The 17,567-nt window shown below is 39.8% G+C and carries 4 protein-coding genes; all 4 read left to right on the top strand.

What is annotated here, in order from left to right:
• The first annotated feature begins 142 nt into the window (after positions 1–142).
• Positions 143–1,000 (top strand): glycosyltransferase family 4 protein, encoded by an 858-nt coding sequence (locus tag F6K23_RS34005; RefSeq protein ID WP_293164596.1) that lies wholly within the window; start codon positions 143–145, stop codon positions 998–1,000.
• A 260-nt stretch (positions 1,001–1,260) separates the two neighbouring features.
• On the top strand, positions 1,261–2,163 hold the full coding sequence (locus tag F6K23_RS34010; RefSeq protein ID WP_293164598.1) for a transposase family protein: 903 nt from the start codon (positions 1,261–1,263) through the stop codon (positions 2,161–2,163).
• Between the two features lie 76 nt (positions 2,164–2,239).
• Positions 2,240–11,455: a type I polyketide synthase gene (locus F6K23_RS34015; protein WP_293164601.1), complete on the top strand. Its 9,216-nt coding sequence runs from the start codon at positions 2,240–2,242 to the stop codon at positions 11,453–11,455.
• Between the two features lie 11 nt (positions 11,456–11,466).
• Positions 11,467–17,532, top strand: coding sequence for a type I polyketide synthase (locus F6K23_RS34020; protein WP_293164602.1), 6,066 nt, complete (start codon positions 11,467–11,469; stop codon positions 17,530–17,532).
• Positions 17,533–17,567: the final 35 nt, after the last annotated feature.

The raw sequence follows: 17,567 nt of genomic DNA on the forward strand, positions 1-17,567 counted from the left end.
CTAGTTGCAATTAATTCTGGCTCAGTTGCAGTTAATCTTGGCTCAAACGTTAATCTAGTTGCAATTAATCCTGGCTCAAAAAGTTCGTTATTGCTGGTCCGGGGCTTTCTTATTGCTGGCCGCTACAAGTATGCACAACGAAATGTTCCATGCTAAAAAAATCGAACCACAAGAAGCAATTAAATGCCTGGAGCGAGTAGAAAAAGTAGTCACAGTAAGTAAATTTATTGCTGATGGTATTGCCAAATTATTTCCAGAATATAAACAAAAACTGCAACCTGTATATGCTGGAGTAGACCTCAAGCGCTTTCAGCCAAGGTGGGCAGAAGGGGTAAAAGAAAAACGAGAAGCAATGCTGGCAACTCATGGCTTGGAGGACAAAAAAGTAGTTCTATGTGTAGGAAGGTTGACAGATAAAAAAGGGCCTCATCTGTTAATATCTGCGATCGCCAAAGTAATAGAAAAACATCCATCTGCTGTATTATTGCTAGTAGGGAGCAAATGGTACGGGAATAACAATGAAAACGATTATGTCCGTAAAATCAAAGCAGAAGCAGAAAAGTTAGGCCAAGCAGTTCAGATGACTGGTTTTATCCCACCGTCAGAAGTTGCAGATTACTTTTTGTTAGGAGATATATTTGTATGTGCATCTCAATGGGAAGAGCCTCTTGCTAGGGTGCATTATGAGGCAATGGCAACTGGACTATGCACTATTACTACTGCTAGGGGAGGAAACCCTGAAGTAATTGTTCCCGGAAAAAATGGTATAGTTATCTCAGACTACGACAATTCTGATGCCTTTGCCACTGAAATAGATTACCTATTGTCAAAACCAAAGAAGAGTGAAAAAATGGGAAGAATAGGACGTGAGTTGGCTGAACTATATTATAGTTGGTCAAGGGTAGCTTGGGATATTTTAAGTATTATAAACGATTCAAAATTAGTGTCTTCCTCTTTAGAAACACTCCGACAAATAGAGCAAGATAAGGAAGCGGGGTAAATTTATGATAGTAAACCTCAATCAAATTGTGAATTGGTCTCTAAAACCTATAATGATTTTATACACCATGAATTATAGTAGGTATAGATTGTTGATTTCCTGGAGCTAACGACTAAAGCCAGTATTTTCAAAGGCCAATCAAATTAGGAGTAGTATATAGCATTACTATTCAAAGTTGGTATTAAAACCAAGAAAAAATTATAATAGACTTGTCGCTTTATAAGGTAAAGTAAAGTTAATAGGGTGTTTGAGATGGGACAATGTTAGATATTAATCGGGTGCTAAAAGAAGACCGGCTATTAAGGGCATTGACTGGACTAAACCGTAAGGCATTCGATGAATTATTAGAAGCTTTTTGTGTCCAACTTGAGTTGGAAGCGATCGCTAATAGTCAAAAACCCAGACTGCGAACTCTAGGAGGAGGGAGAAAAGCGCGATTGCTACAGGCCAAAGATAAGTTATTTTTTATCTTGTTCTACTTTAAGTGCTACCATACCTTTGATGTGGCAGGAGTGTTGTTTGATTTACACCGCAGCAGAGCACACCACTGGATGTTAAGACTACAGACATTGCTAGAGAGTGCTTTAGGGAAAAAAATGGCCTTACCAGAACGTAAGTTACAAAGCATTGAAGAATTCATTAGCAGGTTTCCATCTGCCAAAGAAGTGATGATTGATGGTACGGAACGGCCAATCCAGCGTCCCAAAGACCACCAAAAGCAGAAAAATCATTACTCAGGTAAAAAAAAGTGCCATACTCGTAAACATCTGATAATGACAGACTCAGATAAAAGGGTCCTCGTCCTATCAAAAGCAAGAGAGGGCAAGGTTCATGACAAACGGCAGTTGGATGAAGAAAAATTGGTAGATTTTGTGCCTGATGAAGTAAAAATTCATGTAGATTTGGGTTTCCAGGGATTACAGAAGGAATTTGTCAACATCAAAATTCCCACGAAAAAACCTAAAGGAAAGGAATTAACTGAGGAACAAAAACATTTCAATAGAGAGAAAAGTAGCGATCGCGTCAAATGTGAACATACAATATCTGGCGTGAAGAGATATAATGCAGCGAGAGGATTGTATCGAAATCATATTAAAGATTTAGACGATCGCTTCATGTTCACTGCGGCTGGACTCTGGAATTTCTACCTGATGGCAGCATAGTTTAATCAGTGAAAGCCAGAATTTTCCCATTTCACTTTAAGGTTTTATTTCGCGACAAGTCTAATAATTAAAAAAAATGCTAGAATTAATTAATCGCTACGAACACGGCTTTGTATCTATTCCCTTAATTTTAGCCTGTAGAAAAAAGGGGTTATTTGAGTTAATAAAACAAAAAAAAATGACCCACCAGCAAATAGCTAAAGCTCTAGGAGCAAATACAGGTCATCTGCAAGTAGCATTAAGAATGATGCAATCCCTAGGTTGGCTATCAAAAAATGAAGTTGGTGAATACTCCCTCACAGACAATTCTCAAGTATACTTGTCTATTCCTGAAGAAATATTAGAGTTATACGACTTACCCCTAGAATCATACTTACTAGGAAAAGAAAAGCCTGGTCTTCTCAAAAGTTGGATAGAGCTTTCTCAACAACAATGGCAGATTAATGATAGAACAATAGCAGATTTCTTAGATGGAGTTCTAATAATACCAATTATGCTAGCGCTTCACAAGCATAATTTATTAGCAGTAGACCAGGAAGAAAAACCTTTATTCTCTAGTGTAAGTCCTCATATACGAGAAGAATTATCAACATTATTTATAGCTAAAGGATGGGCTGAGAAAAGTTCGATAACAGTAACAGTCCAAAAACACAGCCAAAAATCAGATGAAAATAATTTATGCTTGACTGCTCTTGGTAAATTTATAGTAGAGAGAATACTAATTACTGGAGTTACTGCTTCCTATACTCCTATGTTGTTACAGATTTCAGATGTATTATTTGGAGATTGTAAAACTGTATTTTGTCGGGATGAACAGGGAAGTGAAAGTCACATTGATCGAAAATTGAATGTGATGAGCAGTGGTTTTCAACACCAGAAGTTTTTTGCTGATGTAGACGAATTAATTCTGAGTATTTTTAATAAGTTACCTTATTCTGAACAACCAAACTATGTTGTGGACATGGGTTGTGGCGATGGCACACTACTCAAACGAGTTTATCAAGTAATTAGTACAAAATCTGCTAGAGGAAAAGTTCTAGACAAATATCCAGTCCAGATGATAGGAGTAGATTATAACCAAGCATCGTTGCAAGAGTCGGCATTAACTTTAGCAGGTATTCCTAACTTGCTAATGAAGGGGGATATTGGAAACCCACAACAAATGATATCTGACTTAAGAACTCATGGAATTGACGATCCAGAAAAAATTCTCCACATTAGGTCCTTTTTAGACCACGATCGTCCATTTATTCCTCCCCAAAATTTAGAAGCAGTAAAAAGGCGGGGCCAACTTTCTTATTCAGGGGTTTATGTAGATTCAGACGGCGGTTTGATTCCTGCCGAGATTATGATACAAAGCTTGGTAGAACATCTGGAAAGATGGTCTTCTGTGGTTACTAAACATGGGATGATGATTCTGGAAGTTCATTGTTTAGAACCAAAAGTAGTAAACAAATTTTTAGACAGTAGTAATAACCTGCATTTTGATGCTTTACAAGCTTTCTCAAGTCAACATCTGGTGGAAGCTGATGTGTTTCTCAGTTGTGCTGCAGAAGTAGGTTTATTCCCCAAGTGGGAGTTCTCGAAAAGATATCCTCAGAATTTTCCATTTAGTCGTATCAGCCTCAATTGTTTTGAGAAAAAGCCTTACAAGTTGCGCCATCCTACAATTAAGGATTTACCCGAGCTAATAGTACTAGAGGAATTGTGTTGGTCAGAAAATCTCCGGGTTGATAGTGAAGAAATTCAGAGGCGGATTTTGAATTTTCCACAAGGGCAATTTATTTTAGAAATTGAGGAAAAGATTGTTGGAGCTATCTATTCCCAAAGGATTGATCGTATTGAAGTTTTGGAGAATATAACTTTTGTAGAAGTGCCATCATTACATACTGAATCAGGAGTAGTGATACAATTACTAGCGACGAATATTTTGCCAGAGTTGCAAAACCAAGGGTTAGGGGACCAATTACTGGAATGGATGCTTCAGTATTGTGCTGTGATGGGTGGTGTGGAAAGGGTTGTGGGAGTAACTCGTTGTCGTAATTATTCAGATTATTCCCCAATGCCAATGGCGGAATATATCCACAAAAAAAATGATTCAGGGTTACTGGTAGACCAGATATTGCGCTTTCATCAGATACATGGGGCCAAAATTCAAAAAATTCTTCCCGGTTATCGCCCCAAAGATATAGAAAATCAAGGCAATGGTGTTCTGATCGAATACGATATTCATCATCGTCAACGTTTTGATGGCGTAGAAGTTGAAAAAAATCAGCAGGTAAAAGTAGAAAGAAAAGAAGATGTAGATGAAGTTGTAGCTGGTTGTGTTCGGACAGTAATGAACAAGAAACACTCTTTTGATTCAGATCGCCCACTGATGGAAATGGGAATCGAATCCTTGGAGTTGTTGGAACTAAAATATTTATTGGAGAAAAAGCTGGAAGTAAAAATAGAGCCGAATTTCTTCTTTAAGTATGGAACTCCCAAGGCAATAGCTAGTTACTTTAAAGGAGAAACACCAACTAAACAAAAGAAAAATTCCGAGTTGTTACCAAAAATCGCACAACCAGAGCCAAAAGCTGAAAAAACTGAATCAGGTTTTTCAGCAGCTCAATTAGAAAATGGGATAGCAATTATCGGAATGGCTTGCCGGTTTCCCGGAGATGCCGATAGTCCCCAAAAATATTGGTCACTGCTGTGTAATGGTATTGATCCAATTACAGAAGTACCTCCGAATCGTTGGGATATTGAAAAATACTACAACTCCGATAAAAATCAACCAGGAAAAATATCTAGTCGTTATGGAGGCTTCATTTCCGAAGTAGACAAATTTGATGCTGAGTTTTTTCAAATTTCGCCCCGTGAAGCTAAATATATAGATCCACAACAACGTATTTTACTAGAAGAAAACTGGAAGGCACTAGAAAATGCTGGTATTAATCCAGAATCTATTTCAGGAACAGAAACAGGAGTATTTGTAGGTATTGCTTTCCATGATTATGAACAGCTACAATACAAACATAATCAGGAGCAAGATTTAAACATCTATTTTGCTACAGGTAGTTCTACTGCTATTGGTGCAGGAAGATTATCCTACTTTTTCAAATTAAATGGTCCAGCAATAACTGTAGATACAGCCTGTTCATCAGCTCTAAGTGCTGTTCATTTAGCTTGTCAGAGTATACGCAATGGCGAATGTGAATTAGCTTTGGCATCAGGAGTAAATTTATTGTTGTCTCCTGAGTTAAGTATTAGTTTTTCTCAAGCAGGGATGTTATCACCAGATGGACGTTGTAAGACTTTTGATGCTTCTGCCAATGGTTATGTACGGAGTGAAGGTTGTGGAGTTGTAGTTCTTAAGTCTTTGAAACAGGCCATAGCAGATCAAGACCCAATTTTAGCAGTGCTACGGGGAACAGCAATTAATCAAGATGGTGCTAGCAATGGGATGACTGCACCAAATCAATCTGCCCAAGAAGCAGTGATTGCTAAAGCCTTATCTGTAGGAGGAATATCCGCGAATCAGGTGTCTTATGTAGAAGCCCATGGTACGGGTACTTCTTTGGGAGACCCAGTAGAAATTAAGGCTCTGGAAGTAGTGTATGGAGAAAATCGTGGTTCGGAACGCCCTTTAATGATTGGTTCAGTCAAGACAAATATTGGTCATACTGAAGCAGCAGCAGGAATTGCCGGGTTAATTAAGGTGGTGTTGTCGCTGCAAAATAAATATATACCACCTCATTTACATTTGAAAGAGCTGAATCCTTATATGAGTTTAGCAGAGATTCCTGGTGTAATTCCGATGGAGGGTAAGGCGTGGGAAAAATATGATGGATGTGAGAGTCGTGTGGCAGGGGTAAGTTCTTTTGGTTTCAGTGGCACAAATACTCACGTTATTGTTGAGGAAGTACCTACAGAAGTCAGAACTCAGAACTCAGAAGTCAGAAGTGAAGATGATTTAGAATGCAGCGTTCATCTATTAACGCTTTCAGCGAAAACAGAAAAAGCTCTGGATGAGTTAGTCAGTCATTATCATAATTATCTGGAAACTAATCGAGAATTAGAACTGGCAGATGTATGTTACACAACTAACACTGGACGCGCTCAGTTTAACTATCGACTAGGAGTCATTGCTACTAACCTACAGGAATTAACAGAAAAACTTCTGGAACACAAAGCAGGGCAGGAAGTCATCGGAGTATTTTCAGGAAAACAATCGAGTGATAGTAGTTATCCCAAAGTAGCTTTCCTGTTCACAGGACAAGGTTCCCAGTATGTAGATATGGGAAGGCAACTGTATGAACTTGCACCAACTTTCCGTCAAGCCTTGGAAAGGTGTGACCAAATCCTAAGTCCCTATCTAGAACATCCGCTCTTAGAAATTCTATATCCTCAAGATGCACAAAAGTCAAGTATATCTTTGTTGGATCAAACAGCTTATACTCAACCAGCTTTGTTTGCCCTGGAATATTCCCTCTTCAAATTATGGGAATCATGGGGGGTCAAACCCAGTATAGTGATGGGTCATAGTGTAGGAGAATATGTAGCAGCAACAGTAGCAGGAGTATTTAGTCTCGAAGATGGACTGAAATTAATTGCTATGCGGGGGCGGTTAATGCAACAATTGCCCTCCGGTGGTGGGATGGTTTCTGTGATGGCATCAGAATCTCAAGTTGTAGAAGCAATAGCTAATTATAGTTCTCAAGTAACAATAGCAGCCATCAATGGACCAGAAAGTATCGTAATTTCTGGTGAGAGTGGAGTTATAGCAAATATTTGTAATAAATTAGAATCAGACGGAATTAAGACTAAACAATTACAGGTGTCCCATGCTTTCCATTCCCCATTAATGGAACCAATGTTAACAGAATTTGAAGCAGTGGCCAAACAGGTCACCTATAATCAACCCAAAATACCACTAATATCAAATGTCACCGGTACTGAAGTAGGTGCAGAAATAACCACTGCTGAATATTGGGTGAATCATGTGCGTCAACCAGTAAAATTTGCTACTAGTATGAAAACTCTGGAAGAGCAAGGATATGAAATCTTCCTGGAAATCGGACCTAAGCCAATATTGTTGGGCATGGGAAGGCAATGTGTAACAGAAGATGTGGGAGAATGGTTGCCCTCATTGCGTCCTGGGGTGGATGAGTGGTCACAAATGCTATCAAGCTTAGGACAGTTGTATGTAAAAGGAGTAAAAATAGACTGGTCAGGATTTGAATTCGACTATAGTCGTCAGAAAGTAGCGTTGCCCACATATCCATTCCAACGGGAACGGTATTGGATAGAAACCAATAATAACTTCTGGCCGAAACAGCAATTTTTAACAGGCCAAAACCTCCATCCTCTATTAGGTCAAAAGTTAAATTGTGCAACCGAACAACAAATATTTGCATCACAAATAAGAGAAAACTCACCGAACTATCTAAGCCACCACCGAGTATTTAATCAAGCAGTATTTCCGACAACAGGCTACATAGAAATAGCAATAGCAGCAGGAAATCAGCAATTAAAAACATCCCAGATAGTAATAGAAGACTTAAGCATAACTAGAGGATGGATACTACCAGAGGGAGAATTAACTAATGCCCAAACCATACTTACTCCAACAGAGAATCAAAGCTACAAATTTCAAATATTTTCTCAATCAGAACAATCAGAACAACAGGAGTGGAGACTGCACACCACAGGAAAAATCAGAAAAGAATCAAGCCCTCTTCCTCAAACAAAAATTGACCTAGAAAAATACAAAAGTGAATGTACTCAAACGATAGAAGTTAAACAACATTATCAACAATGTCAAGAAGTAGGGATAGAATATGGAAGTAGCTTTCAAGGAATTCAAGAATTGTGGTCAGGTTCAAAGCAAGCACTAGCTTATATCAAACTCCCCGAAGAATTGATAACACAAACAAGCGACTATAATTTCCATCCAGCCCTATTAGATGCAGCGTTGCAAGTAATATTTCATGCACTGCCACCGACAGATAATGATCAAACTTATCTGCCAGTAGGAATAGAAGAATTCAAACTATATAAGAATCCAGGACTGAGTCTATGGTCTTACGCATCAGTAACAAGTAGTCAAGAAGAAGAGGAAACTCCAGAAAGTTTAACCACTATCGTCACCATAGTCACACCTTCAGGAGAAATAATTGCGATTCTCAAAGGTGTACAACTCAAACTAGCAACTAAACAGACCTTACTGGGAACAGAAACCGAATCAATAGAAAATTGGTTGTATGAAGTAGAGTGGAGAAACAAAGGTATTTTAGGTAAACTAGCACCTCCAGATTTCTTGAGACCTCCTGTAGAAATTAGCCAAAAATTAACTCCAACTCTGAGAGAATTAGTAACTCAAGTAGATGATGAAAGAAGTGCGTCTATTGACACAAGTTTAGAAGAATTAAGCTTAGATTACATAGTGCAAGCATTGAAGGAGATGGGTTGGTCATACAAACCAACAGAAAGCTTTGCATTTGATGTAGCAGCCAAAAAATTAGGTGTAGTTCCTACCCATCGACCACTGTTTAAGCGTTTGCTGCAAATATTAACAGAGTCGGGAATACTCAAGTCAAATAGTCAGCAGTGGGAAGTAGTACAAACCTTACCTCAAGTCAAGCCTATTGAAAAAAGTCAGAGCTTACAGAATAAATATCCAGAAGAAACAGCAACATTAACACTCCTCTCTCGTTGTGGATCTAAACTAAGTGGAGTATTACGAGGAGCAATAGACCCAGTCCAGTTAGTGTTCCCCCAAGGAGATTTGAGTACAGCGACTCAACTATATGAAGAGTCAAAAGTAGCGAAAGTGATGAACACAATAGTAGCAAAATCCCTTACCGAAGCCATAGAAAAATTACCAAAAAGCCGAGGGATAAGGTTGTTGGAAATAGGAGCAGGAACAGGAGGTACGACAAGCTATATCCTGCCTCATATAAATCCTGAGCAAGCAGAATATACGTTCACGGATATAGGGGCGTTATTTACAACAAAAGCTAAAGAGAAATTCCGGGATTATAAGTTCATAAAGTATAAAACTTTAGACATAGAAGTAGACCCAAAAAGTCAAGGATTTGAGCCTCATCAATATGATATAGTTATTGCAGCCAATGTACTCCATGCAACCACAAGCATGAAGCAGACGTTATCCCATGTGCAAGAACTATTAGCAGATGGAGGGATGTTAGTTTTGTTAGAAATAACAACTGCTCAACGATGGTTAGATTTAGTATTTGGACTGTTAGAAGGATGGTGGAGATTCAGCGATCATGAATTACGGCCAGATTATGCTTTATTGAGTAGAGAGCGATGGCATCATGTATTGAAAGAAACAGGTTTTAGTGAAGTAGTGACGATGCCCGAAATAGAGGGAATGGCAAAAACATTGTCAAAGCAAACAGTAATTGTAGCTCAAAGCTCTGAAACTAAGTTAGAAGAAAGGAATGATAGTTCAAAGAGTTGGTTGATACTAGCAGACAACAAGGGAGTAGGGGAACAGCTAGCTATCTTACTGCGCTCTAAGGGAGAAGTTTGTAGTTTAGTGTTTGCTGGAGAAAAGTATCAACAGATAGCTCCGGGAGAGTTTAGTATCAATCCTAATCAAGCAAAAGATTTTGAGGAAGTAATAGAGACAGTGGCTGGGAAGTTCGGCTCATTGTATGGAGTAGTACAATGTTGGACAACTCAAGCAGGTGTGGGGCAAACGGTTAATTCTGAGGAGTTAGGAAGTTTGTCGAAGCTAGGGTGTGGGACGAGTTTATATTTGGTACAAGCATTGGCGAAAGCAGAGTTATCAACTATCCCTAGATTATGGTTAGTGACAAGTGGATCTCAGGCGGTGCCATCAAATCATCCAATCATACCAGGAGTAGTTCAATCTTCGGTGTGGGGAATGGCGAAAGTGATTAGCATGGAACATCCAGAGTTGAACTGTACTCGTATAGACTTAGATCCAGAAGAGACTAGAGAAGGTCAAGTTGATGCCCTATTGAAAGAAATTTGGTCGGAGGATAGGGAAAACCAGGTAGCATGGCGTGGGGATAGTCGTTATGTAGCTCGGTTGGTGGGTAGTCATCATGGACAACAAGTGGAACAGAAAGCAGGTGGTATGACTAAAAAGTCTTTAAGTTTCCGTGATGATGCTATCTACTTGATAACAGGAGGTTTAGGGGGTTTGGGTTTACTGATAGCTCCTTGGATGGTATCTAAGGGAGCCAAGCACTTCGTCTTGTTAGGACGCCGTTCACCGGATGATGCTACTAGGAAAAAAATAACAGAGTTAGAGATGGCAGGAGCCGAAGTAGTATTTGAAAAAGTCGATGTCTCAGAATTTGAAGCGATGCAAGGAGTATTGAACAGGATCGAAGAGTCAAAACTACCATTAGCAGGAGTAATACATTCGGCAGGTACATTATCTGATGGAGTGCTAGAGAACCAGAGTTGGTCTAGTTTTGAGGAAGTGATGGCACCGAAAGTACAAGGTGCTTGGAATTTGCATCAATTGAGTCAAAATCAATCATTGGACTTTTTTGTGCTGTTCTCTTCGATAGCATCTCTGTTGGGTTCACCTGGCCAGGGAAATCATTCTGCTGCTAGTGGGTTTCTTGATAGTCTAGCTCATTATCGTAGAACTATAGGATTACCAGGATTGAGTATTCATTGGGGTAGAATTTCTCAAATAGGAAAAGCGGCTGAACGTGGTGCAGATTTGATGGCAGATAAGCAGGGAATGGGTGTAATATCTCCATCTCAGGTATTGGAGTCTCTCGAATTATTGATGAGTGGTTCGGACGTGGAAGTAGCAGTAGTGCCTATTGAGTGGTCAGGGTGGCAGGATCAAGTGGCCCAGTGGCCATTTTTCGAGGATTGGCAAGAAACTATATTGGAGGAGACAGAACCATCGAAGTCCGATTTTCTGTTACACTTGGAGGCTACACAACCTAATGAACGTGCCTTGTTGTTGATGGCTCATGTGCGTCATCAGGTGGCTAATGTATTGGGAATTAGCGATCCTGAATCAATTGCAATGGATACAGGGTTTTTTGATTTAGGTATGGACTCTTTGACTTCTGTGGAGTTGAGGAATAAGTTGCAAAGTAGCTTGAAGCGATCGCTTCCATCTTCTCTCGTTTTCAGTTATTCTACGATTAATAAGCTTGTAGATTACTTGGCTAAAGAATTATTGGTTGAAGAAGAACCAGTTTTGGATGTAGATAACAGCGAAGAAGTTATTGAAATAGAAGATATTGCAAAAATACTGGCCAAACAACTAGGAGAAAATTAGGAGGTATTTCAATGAGTAGTAACCAATATCAAGACTATGCGAAACTGATGCAAATGGCATCAGGCAAGATATCTAAATTGGAGGCTGAACTTGATGCCCTAAAAAGTAGGGACAAATCAGAACCAATAGCTATCATTGGAATGGGTTGCCGTTTTCCCAGAGGTGCATCTACCCCTGAAGCCTTCTGGGAACTTTTACAAAATGGAATAGATACTGTTACAGAAGTCCCACCAGACCGATGGTCTATTGATAAATATTATGACCCTGACCCTAACACTCCTGGTAAAATGTATACTTGTTATGGAGCCTTTGTTGACGAAATAAAGGAGTTTGATGCTAATTTCTTTGGTATTTCTCCTAAAGAAGCAGCTCATCTAGACCCTCAACATCGATTACTCCTAGAAGTTATTTGGGAAGCCTTAGAGCATTCTGCTACAAATCCACAAAAACTGATAGGAACTCAAACAGGTGTGTTTATTGGTATTAGTAGCAACGACTATTCTCAAAATATATCCAGTCAAGGTCATAAACAAATTAATTCTTACTCAGCTATAAGTAATGTCCACAGTATAGCATCAGGGCGAATTTCTTATATTCTCGGCCTTAAAGGTCCATGTATATCAGTAGATACAGCGTGCTCTTCTTCTTTAATAACTACTCATTTAGCTTGTTCTAGTCTGAGGAATCAAGAGTGCAATCTGGCTCTAGCAGGAGGGGTACATCTATTGATATCTCCAGAGATAACAATCAATTATTGTAAAGCCAAAATGTTGTCAGCGGATGGTCATTGTAAGACTTTTGATGCTGCCGCAGATGGATTTGTCCGTGGTGAAGGTTGTGGTATAATTGTACTCAAACGTTTATCAGATGCGATATCAGATAAAGATAATATCTTAGCATTAATTCGGGGTAGTGCAACTAACCAAGATGGAAATAGTAGTGGATTAACAGTTCCTAGTGGTTCATCTCAAGAAACATTGATTCGTCAAGCCTTGGAAAATGGAGGGGTAGAACCAGCTAGTGTCAGTTATCTAGAGGCTCATGGTACAGGCACATCTTTGGGAGATCCGATTGAAGTGGAAGCAGTGGGAGAAGTATTTGCAGCAACTCATTCTCAACAAAAGCCTTTGATTATTGGTTCAGTCAAAACTAATATTGGTCATCTGGAAGCGGCAGCGGGAGTTGCAGGTTTAATGAAAGTGGTATTGCAACTGCAAAATCGACAAATCGCACCATCCCTGCATTTTCATCAACCGAATCCTTATATTAATTGGGACCAATTACCTGTAAAAGTTTCAACCAACATCCAGCCTTGGCAGGCAAATAATCACAGTTGTATTGCAGGTATCAGTTCCTTTAGTATCGGTGGTACTAATGCTCATGTGGTTATAGAAGAAGCTCCCTCTCAGGTCAAAAGTCAGAACGTTATTGAACGTCCAATTCATCTATTAACTTTGTCAGGGAAAACAGAAAAGGCTTTAGAAGATTTAGTCAATAGTTATCAAAATTATCTACAAACTAATCCCGAGTTAGCCCTAGGAGATATATGCTATACAGCCTCTACAGGCAGAGCCCATTTTAATCATCGACTAGGGGTAATTGCATCTTCCCCTACAGAATTAATAGAAAAACTGCTGGGATGGACAACTCAGGAAGAATTAGTAGGAGTATTTTCAGCACAACCAAATAGTGAAAGTCCCAAAATAGCATTCCTGTTCACAGGTCAAGGTTCCCAGTATGTAAATATGGGCAAACAACTGTATGAACAAGCACCAACTTTCCGTCAAGCTTTAGAGCAGTGTGACCAAATTCTCAAACCCTATCTAGAAACATCTATATTAGAAATTACATACCCTAAAGATGCACAAAATTCAAGTCTTTTAGAGCAAACAGCCTACACCCAACCCGCTATATTTGCCCTGGAATACGCCCTCTTCAAATTATGGGAATCTTGGGGAATAAAACCAAATGTAGTAATGGGGCACAGCGTCGGAGAATATGTAGCAGCTTGCATTGCCGGAGTATTTAGCCTAGAAGATGGTCTCAAACTAATAGCTATGCGAGGAAAATTGATGCAACAGTTACCCTCTGGTGGTGAGATGGTATCGGTAATGGCATCAGAATCTGAGGTAACAGAGGCTATAAAAGAATATACTTCCCAAGTCACAATAGCAGCAGTTAACGGACCAGAAAGTATAGTGATTTCTGGTGAGAGTGCAGCTATAACAAATATTTGTAATTTCTTTGAATCCGTTGGAGTCAAAACCAAACAATTACAAGTATTCCATGCTTTCCATTCCCCATTGATGGAACCAATGTTAAAAGAATTTGAAGCAGTAGCCAAACAAGTAGCCTATAATCAACCAAAAATACCACTAATATCAAACGTCACAGGTACTGAAGTAGGTGCAGAAATAACCACTGCTGAATATTGGGTACGTCATGTGCGTCAACCAGTGAAATTTGCCCAGAGTATGAAAACTCTAGAGTCGGAAGGATATGAAACGTTCCTAGAAATCGGACCTAAGCCAATATTGTTAGGAATGGGCAGGCAATGTGTAAAAGAAGAAGTGGGAGAATGGTTACCCTCATTGCGTCCAGGAGTGGATGAATGGCAACAAATGTTATCAAGCTTAGGAAAATTGTATGTAAAAGGAGCGAAAATAGATTGGTCAGGGTTTGACTCTGATTATAATCGTCAGAAAGTATCATTACCAACATATCCATTCCAGAGAAAACGTTATTGGGTAGAAACAACAGAAAACAAACATAAAATAAATCAAAATACAGAAAATATTAGTGAGATTCCAATTATTAAACTACTTACTCAAGGAAAAACAGAAGCTCTCATCCAACAACTAGAAACAGCAGTAAATTTTTCACCAGAAAAACTTAAATTTTTACCAGAAATATTAGATGTATTAGTCAAACAATACCAAAAACAATTAGCAGCAGAAACCGAATCAATAGAAAATTGGTTGTATGAAGTAGAGTGGAGAAACCAAGGTATATTAGGTAAACTACTACCACCAGATTTCCTGATACCTCCTGTAGAAATTAGCCAAAAATTAACTCCAACTCTGACAGAGTTGGTAACTCAAGTAGATAATGAAAAAAGTGCGTCTATTGACACAAGCTTAGAAGAATTAAGTGTAGATTATATCGTACAAGGATTGCAGGAGATGGGTTGGTCATACAAACCAACAGAAAGGTTTGAATTTGATGTAGCAGCCGAAAGGTTAGGTGTAGTTCCTACTCATCGACCACTGTTGAAGCGTATGCTGCAAATATTAACGGAGGAGGGAATACTCAAGTATGCTCGGCAGCAGTGGGAAGTAGCACAAACCTTACCTGAAGTCAAGCCCACTGAAAAAATTAGCAGTTTACAGAATCAATATCCAGAAGAAACAGCAGCATTGACACTACTGGAGCGTTGTGGGTCTAAACTAAGTGGGGTATTACGAGGAGCAATAGACCCAGTAGAGTTAGTGTTCCCCCAAGGAGATTTGACAGCAGCGACTCAACTTTATGAAGACTCAACAGTAGCGAAAGTGATGAACACAATAGTAGAAAAATCCATCACCAAAGCTATAGAAAAATTACCCAAAAGCCGGGGGCTCAGGTTGTTGGAAATAGGAGGGGGAACAGGAGGGACTACAAGCTATATCCTACCTCATCTAAATCAAGGGCAAACCGAATATACATTCACGGATATAGGGGCATTATTTACAACAAAAGCTCAAGAGAAATTCCGGGATTATAAATTCATAAAGTATCAAACCTTAGACATAGAAATAGACCCGAAAACTCAAGGATTTGAGGCACATCAATATGACGTAATTATTGCAGCTAACGTACTTCATGCAACTACCAGTATGAAGCAGACATTATCCAATGTGCGAGAACTCTTAGCAGATGGGGGAATGTTAGTGTTATATGAAGCAACAGCTAAAACCATATGGGTAGATTTAATATTCGGACTGTTAGAAGGATGGTGGAAATTCAGTGATTATGAATTACGACCAGATTATCCTTTGTTGAGTAGAGAGAAATGGCATCATGTTTTGAGAGAAACAGGTTTTACTGAAGTAGTTACAATGCCAGAAGTGGAGGGAATGGCAGAAACATTTTCAGAACAAACGGTAATTGTAGCTCAAGGCTCTCAAAGGAAGTTAGAACAAAGTAATGATAGTTCTAAGAGTTGGTTGATACTGGCAGACTCTCAGGGAGTAGGGCAACAGTTAGCTACTTTACTCCGCTCAGTAGGAGAGGTTTGTACTTTAGTATTTGCAGGGGAAAAGTATCAACAGATAGCTCCGGGAGAATTTAGCATTAATCCTAATCAAGCTGAAGATTTTGAGGAGGTAATAGAGACAGTATCAGGAAAGTCACCATCATTGTATGGAGTGGTACAATGTTGGACGACTGAAGCCGAAGTGGGTCAAGGGATTAATTCTGAGGAGTTAGGAAGTTTGTCGAAGTTAGGGTGTGGCACAACTCTATCTTTAGTACAAGCATTGGTGAAAGGCGGGTTATCAACTGTCCCTCGATTATGGTTGGTGACAAATGGTGCTCAGGCGGTGCCCGATAATCATCCGGTGATACCAGGAGTAGCTCAATCTTCGGTGTGGGGAATGGGTAAAGTGATTAGCTGGGAACATCCAGAATTAAACTGTACTCGTATAGATTTGGACCCAGAGGAGACTTTAGAGCGTCAGGCTGATGCCCTATTTCAAGAAATTTGGTCGGAGGATAGGGAAAACCAGGTAGCATGGCGTGGGGATAGTCGTTATGTGGCTCGGTTGGTGGGTACTCATCATCGGGAAGCAGTGGCACAACTTGCTGATGGTAAGACTCAAAAGCCTTTAAGTTTCCGTTCTGGAGCCAGCTATTTGATTACAGGAGGTATGGGAGGTTTGGGTTTACTGGTAGCTAATTGGATGGTGTCAAAGGGGGCTAAACATTTGGTCTTGTTAGGACGCCGTTCACCGGATGATGCTACTAGGAAAAAAATAACAGAGTTGGAAATGGCAGGAGCGTCCGTGGTAGTGGAAAAAGCTGATGTATCTGATGGGGAATCGATGAGAGGTGTGTGGCAGAGAATAGAGGAGTCAAATAGACCCTTAGGAGGAGTGATTCATTCGGCGGGGATGTTATCAGATGGAGTGCTGCAAAACCAGAGTTGGTCTAGTTTTGAACAGGTGATGGCACCAAAAGTGCAGGGTGCTTGGCATTTGCATCAATTGAGTCTCAATCAATCATTGGACTTTTTTGTGCTGTTTTCTTCGGCAGCATCTCTGTTGGGTTCACCTGGTCAGGGAAATCATTCTGCAGCCAATGGGTTTCTTGATGGTTTGGCTCATTATCGTCGAACTATGGGGTTACCGGGATTGAGTATTCATTGGGGAGCAGTTTCTCAAGTGGGAGAGGCGGCTGAACGGGGTGCAGATGTGAGGGCAAACCAGCAGGGGATGGGTGCAATATCTCCGGCTCAGGTATTGGAGTCTTTGGAACTATTGATGAGTGGTTCGGATGTGGAAGTAGGGGTGGTGCCTATTGAGTGGTCAAGGTGGCAGGAGAGAGTGGCGCAGTGGCCGTTTTTGGCGGATTGGCAGGAAACTATATTGAAGGTGGCAGAACCATCGAAGTCAGATTTTCTGTTAAAGTTGGAGGCTACACCACCTAATGAGCGTCGTTTGTTGTTGGTAGCTCATGTGCGTCGTCAGGTGGCTCAAGTGTTGGGAATTAGTAATCCTGAATCAATTGCAATGGATACAGGATTTTTTGATTTGGGTATGGACTCTTTGACTTCTGTGGAGTTGAGGAATAAGTTACAAAGTAGTTTGAAGTGTTCAGTACCTTCTACTCTTGCTTTTGATTATCCAAAGCTTAATAAGCTAGTAGATTACTTGGCCCAACAATTAAACTTAATAGATGTTCAACAAGAGAATACTGAGTCGCGATGGCCTAACTTACATGAAGAAAAGTCATCCGAGTTATCAGACCCTAGCCAACTGACAGAAGAATTGGAAGTATCAGTTATTAAAGCAATTGAAAAATTAGAAAAATTAATCTAAAGCATTTTTATACCAATAGTCCGGACACTTTTAGG

Origin of the sequence: Okeania sp. SIO2C9, from assembly GCF_010672455.1 — a bacterium.
In the GTDB taxonomy this organism is placed as follows: Bacteria; Cyanobacteriota; Cyanobacteriia; order Cyanobacteriales; family Microcoleaceae; genus Okeania.

Bases quoted from the DNA above. Each gene is read 5' to 3' on its own strand.
- F6K23_RS34015 (WP_293164601.1), top strand. From the start codon at position 2,240: ATGCTAGAATTAATTAATCGCTACGAACACGGCTTTGTATCTATTCCC.
- F6K23_RS34020 (WP_293164602.1), top strand. From the start codon at position 11,467: ATGAGTAGTAACCAATATCAAGACTATGCGAAACTGATGCAAATGGCA.
- F6K23_RS34005 (WP_293164596.1), top strand. From the start codon at position 143: ATGTTCCATGCTAAAAAAATCGAACCACAAGAAGCAATTAAATGCCTG.
- F6K23_RS34010 (WP_293164598.1), top strand. From the start codon at position 1,261: ATGTTAGATATTAATCGGGTGCTAAAAGAAGACCGGCTATTAAGGGCA.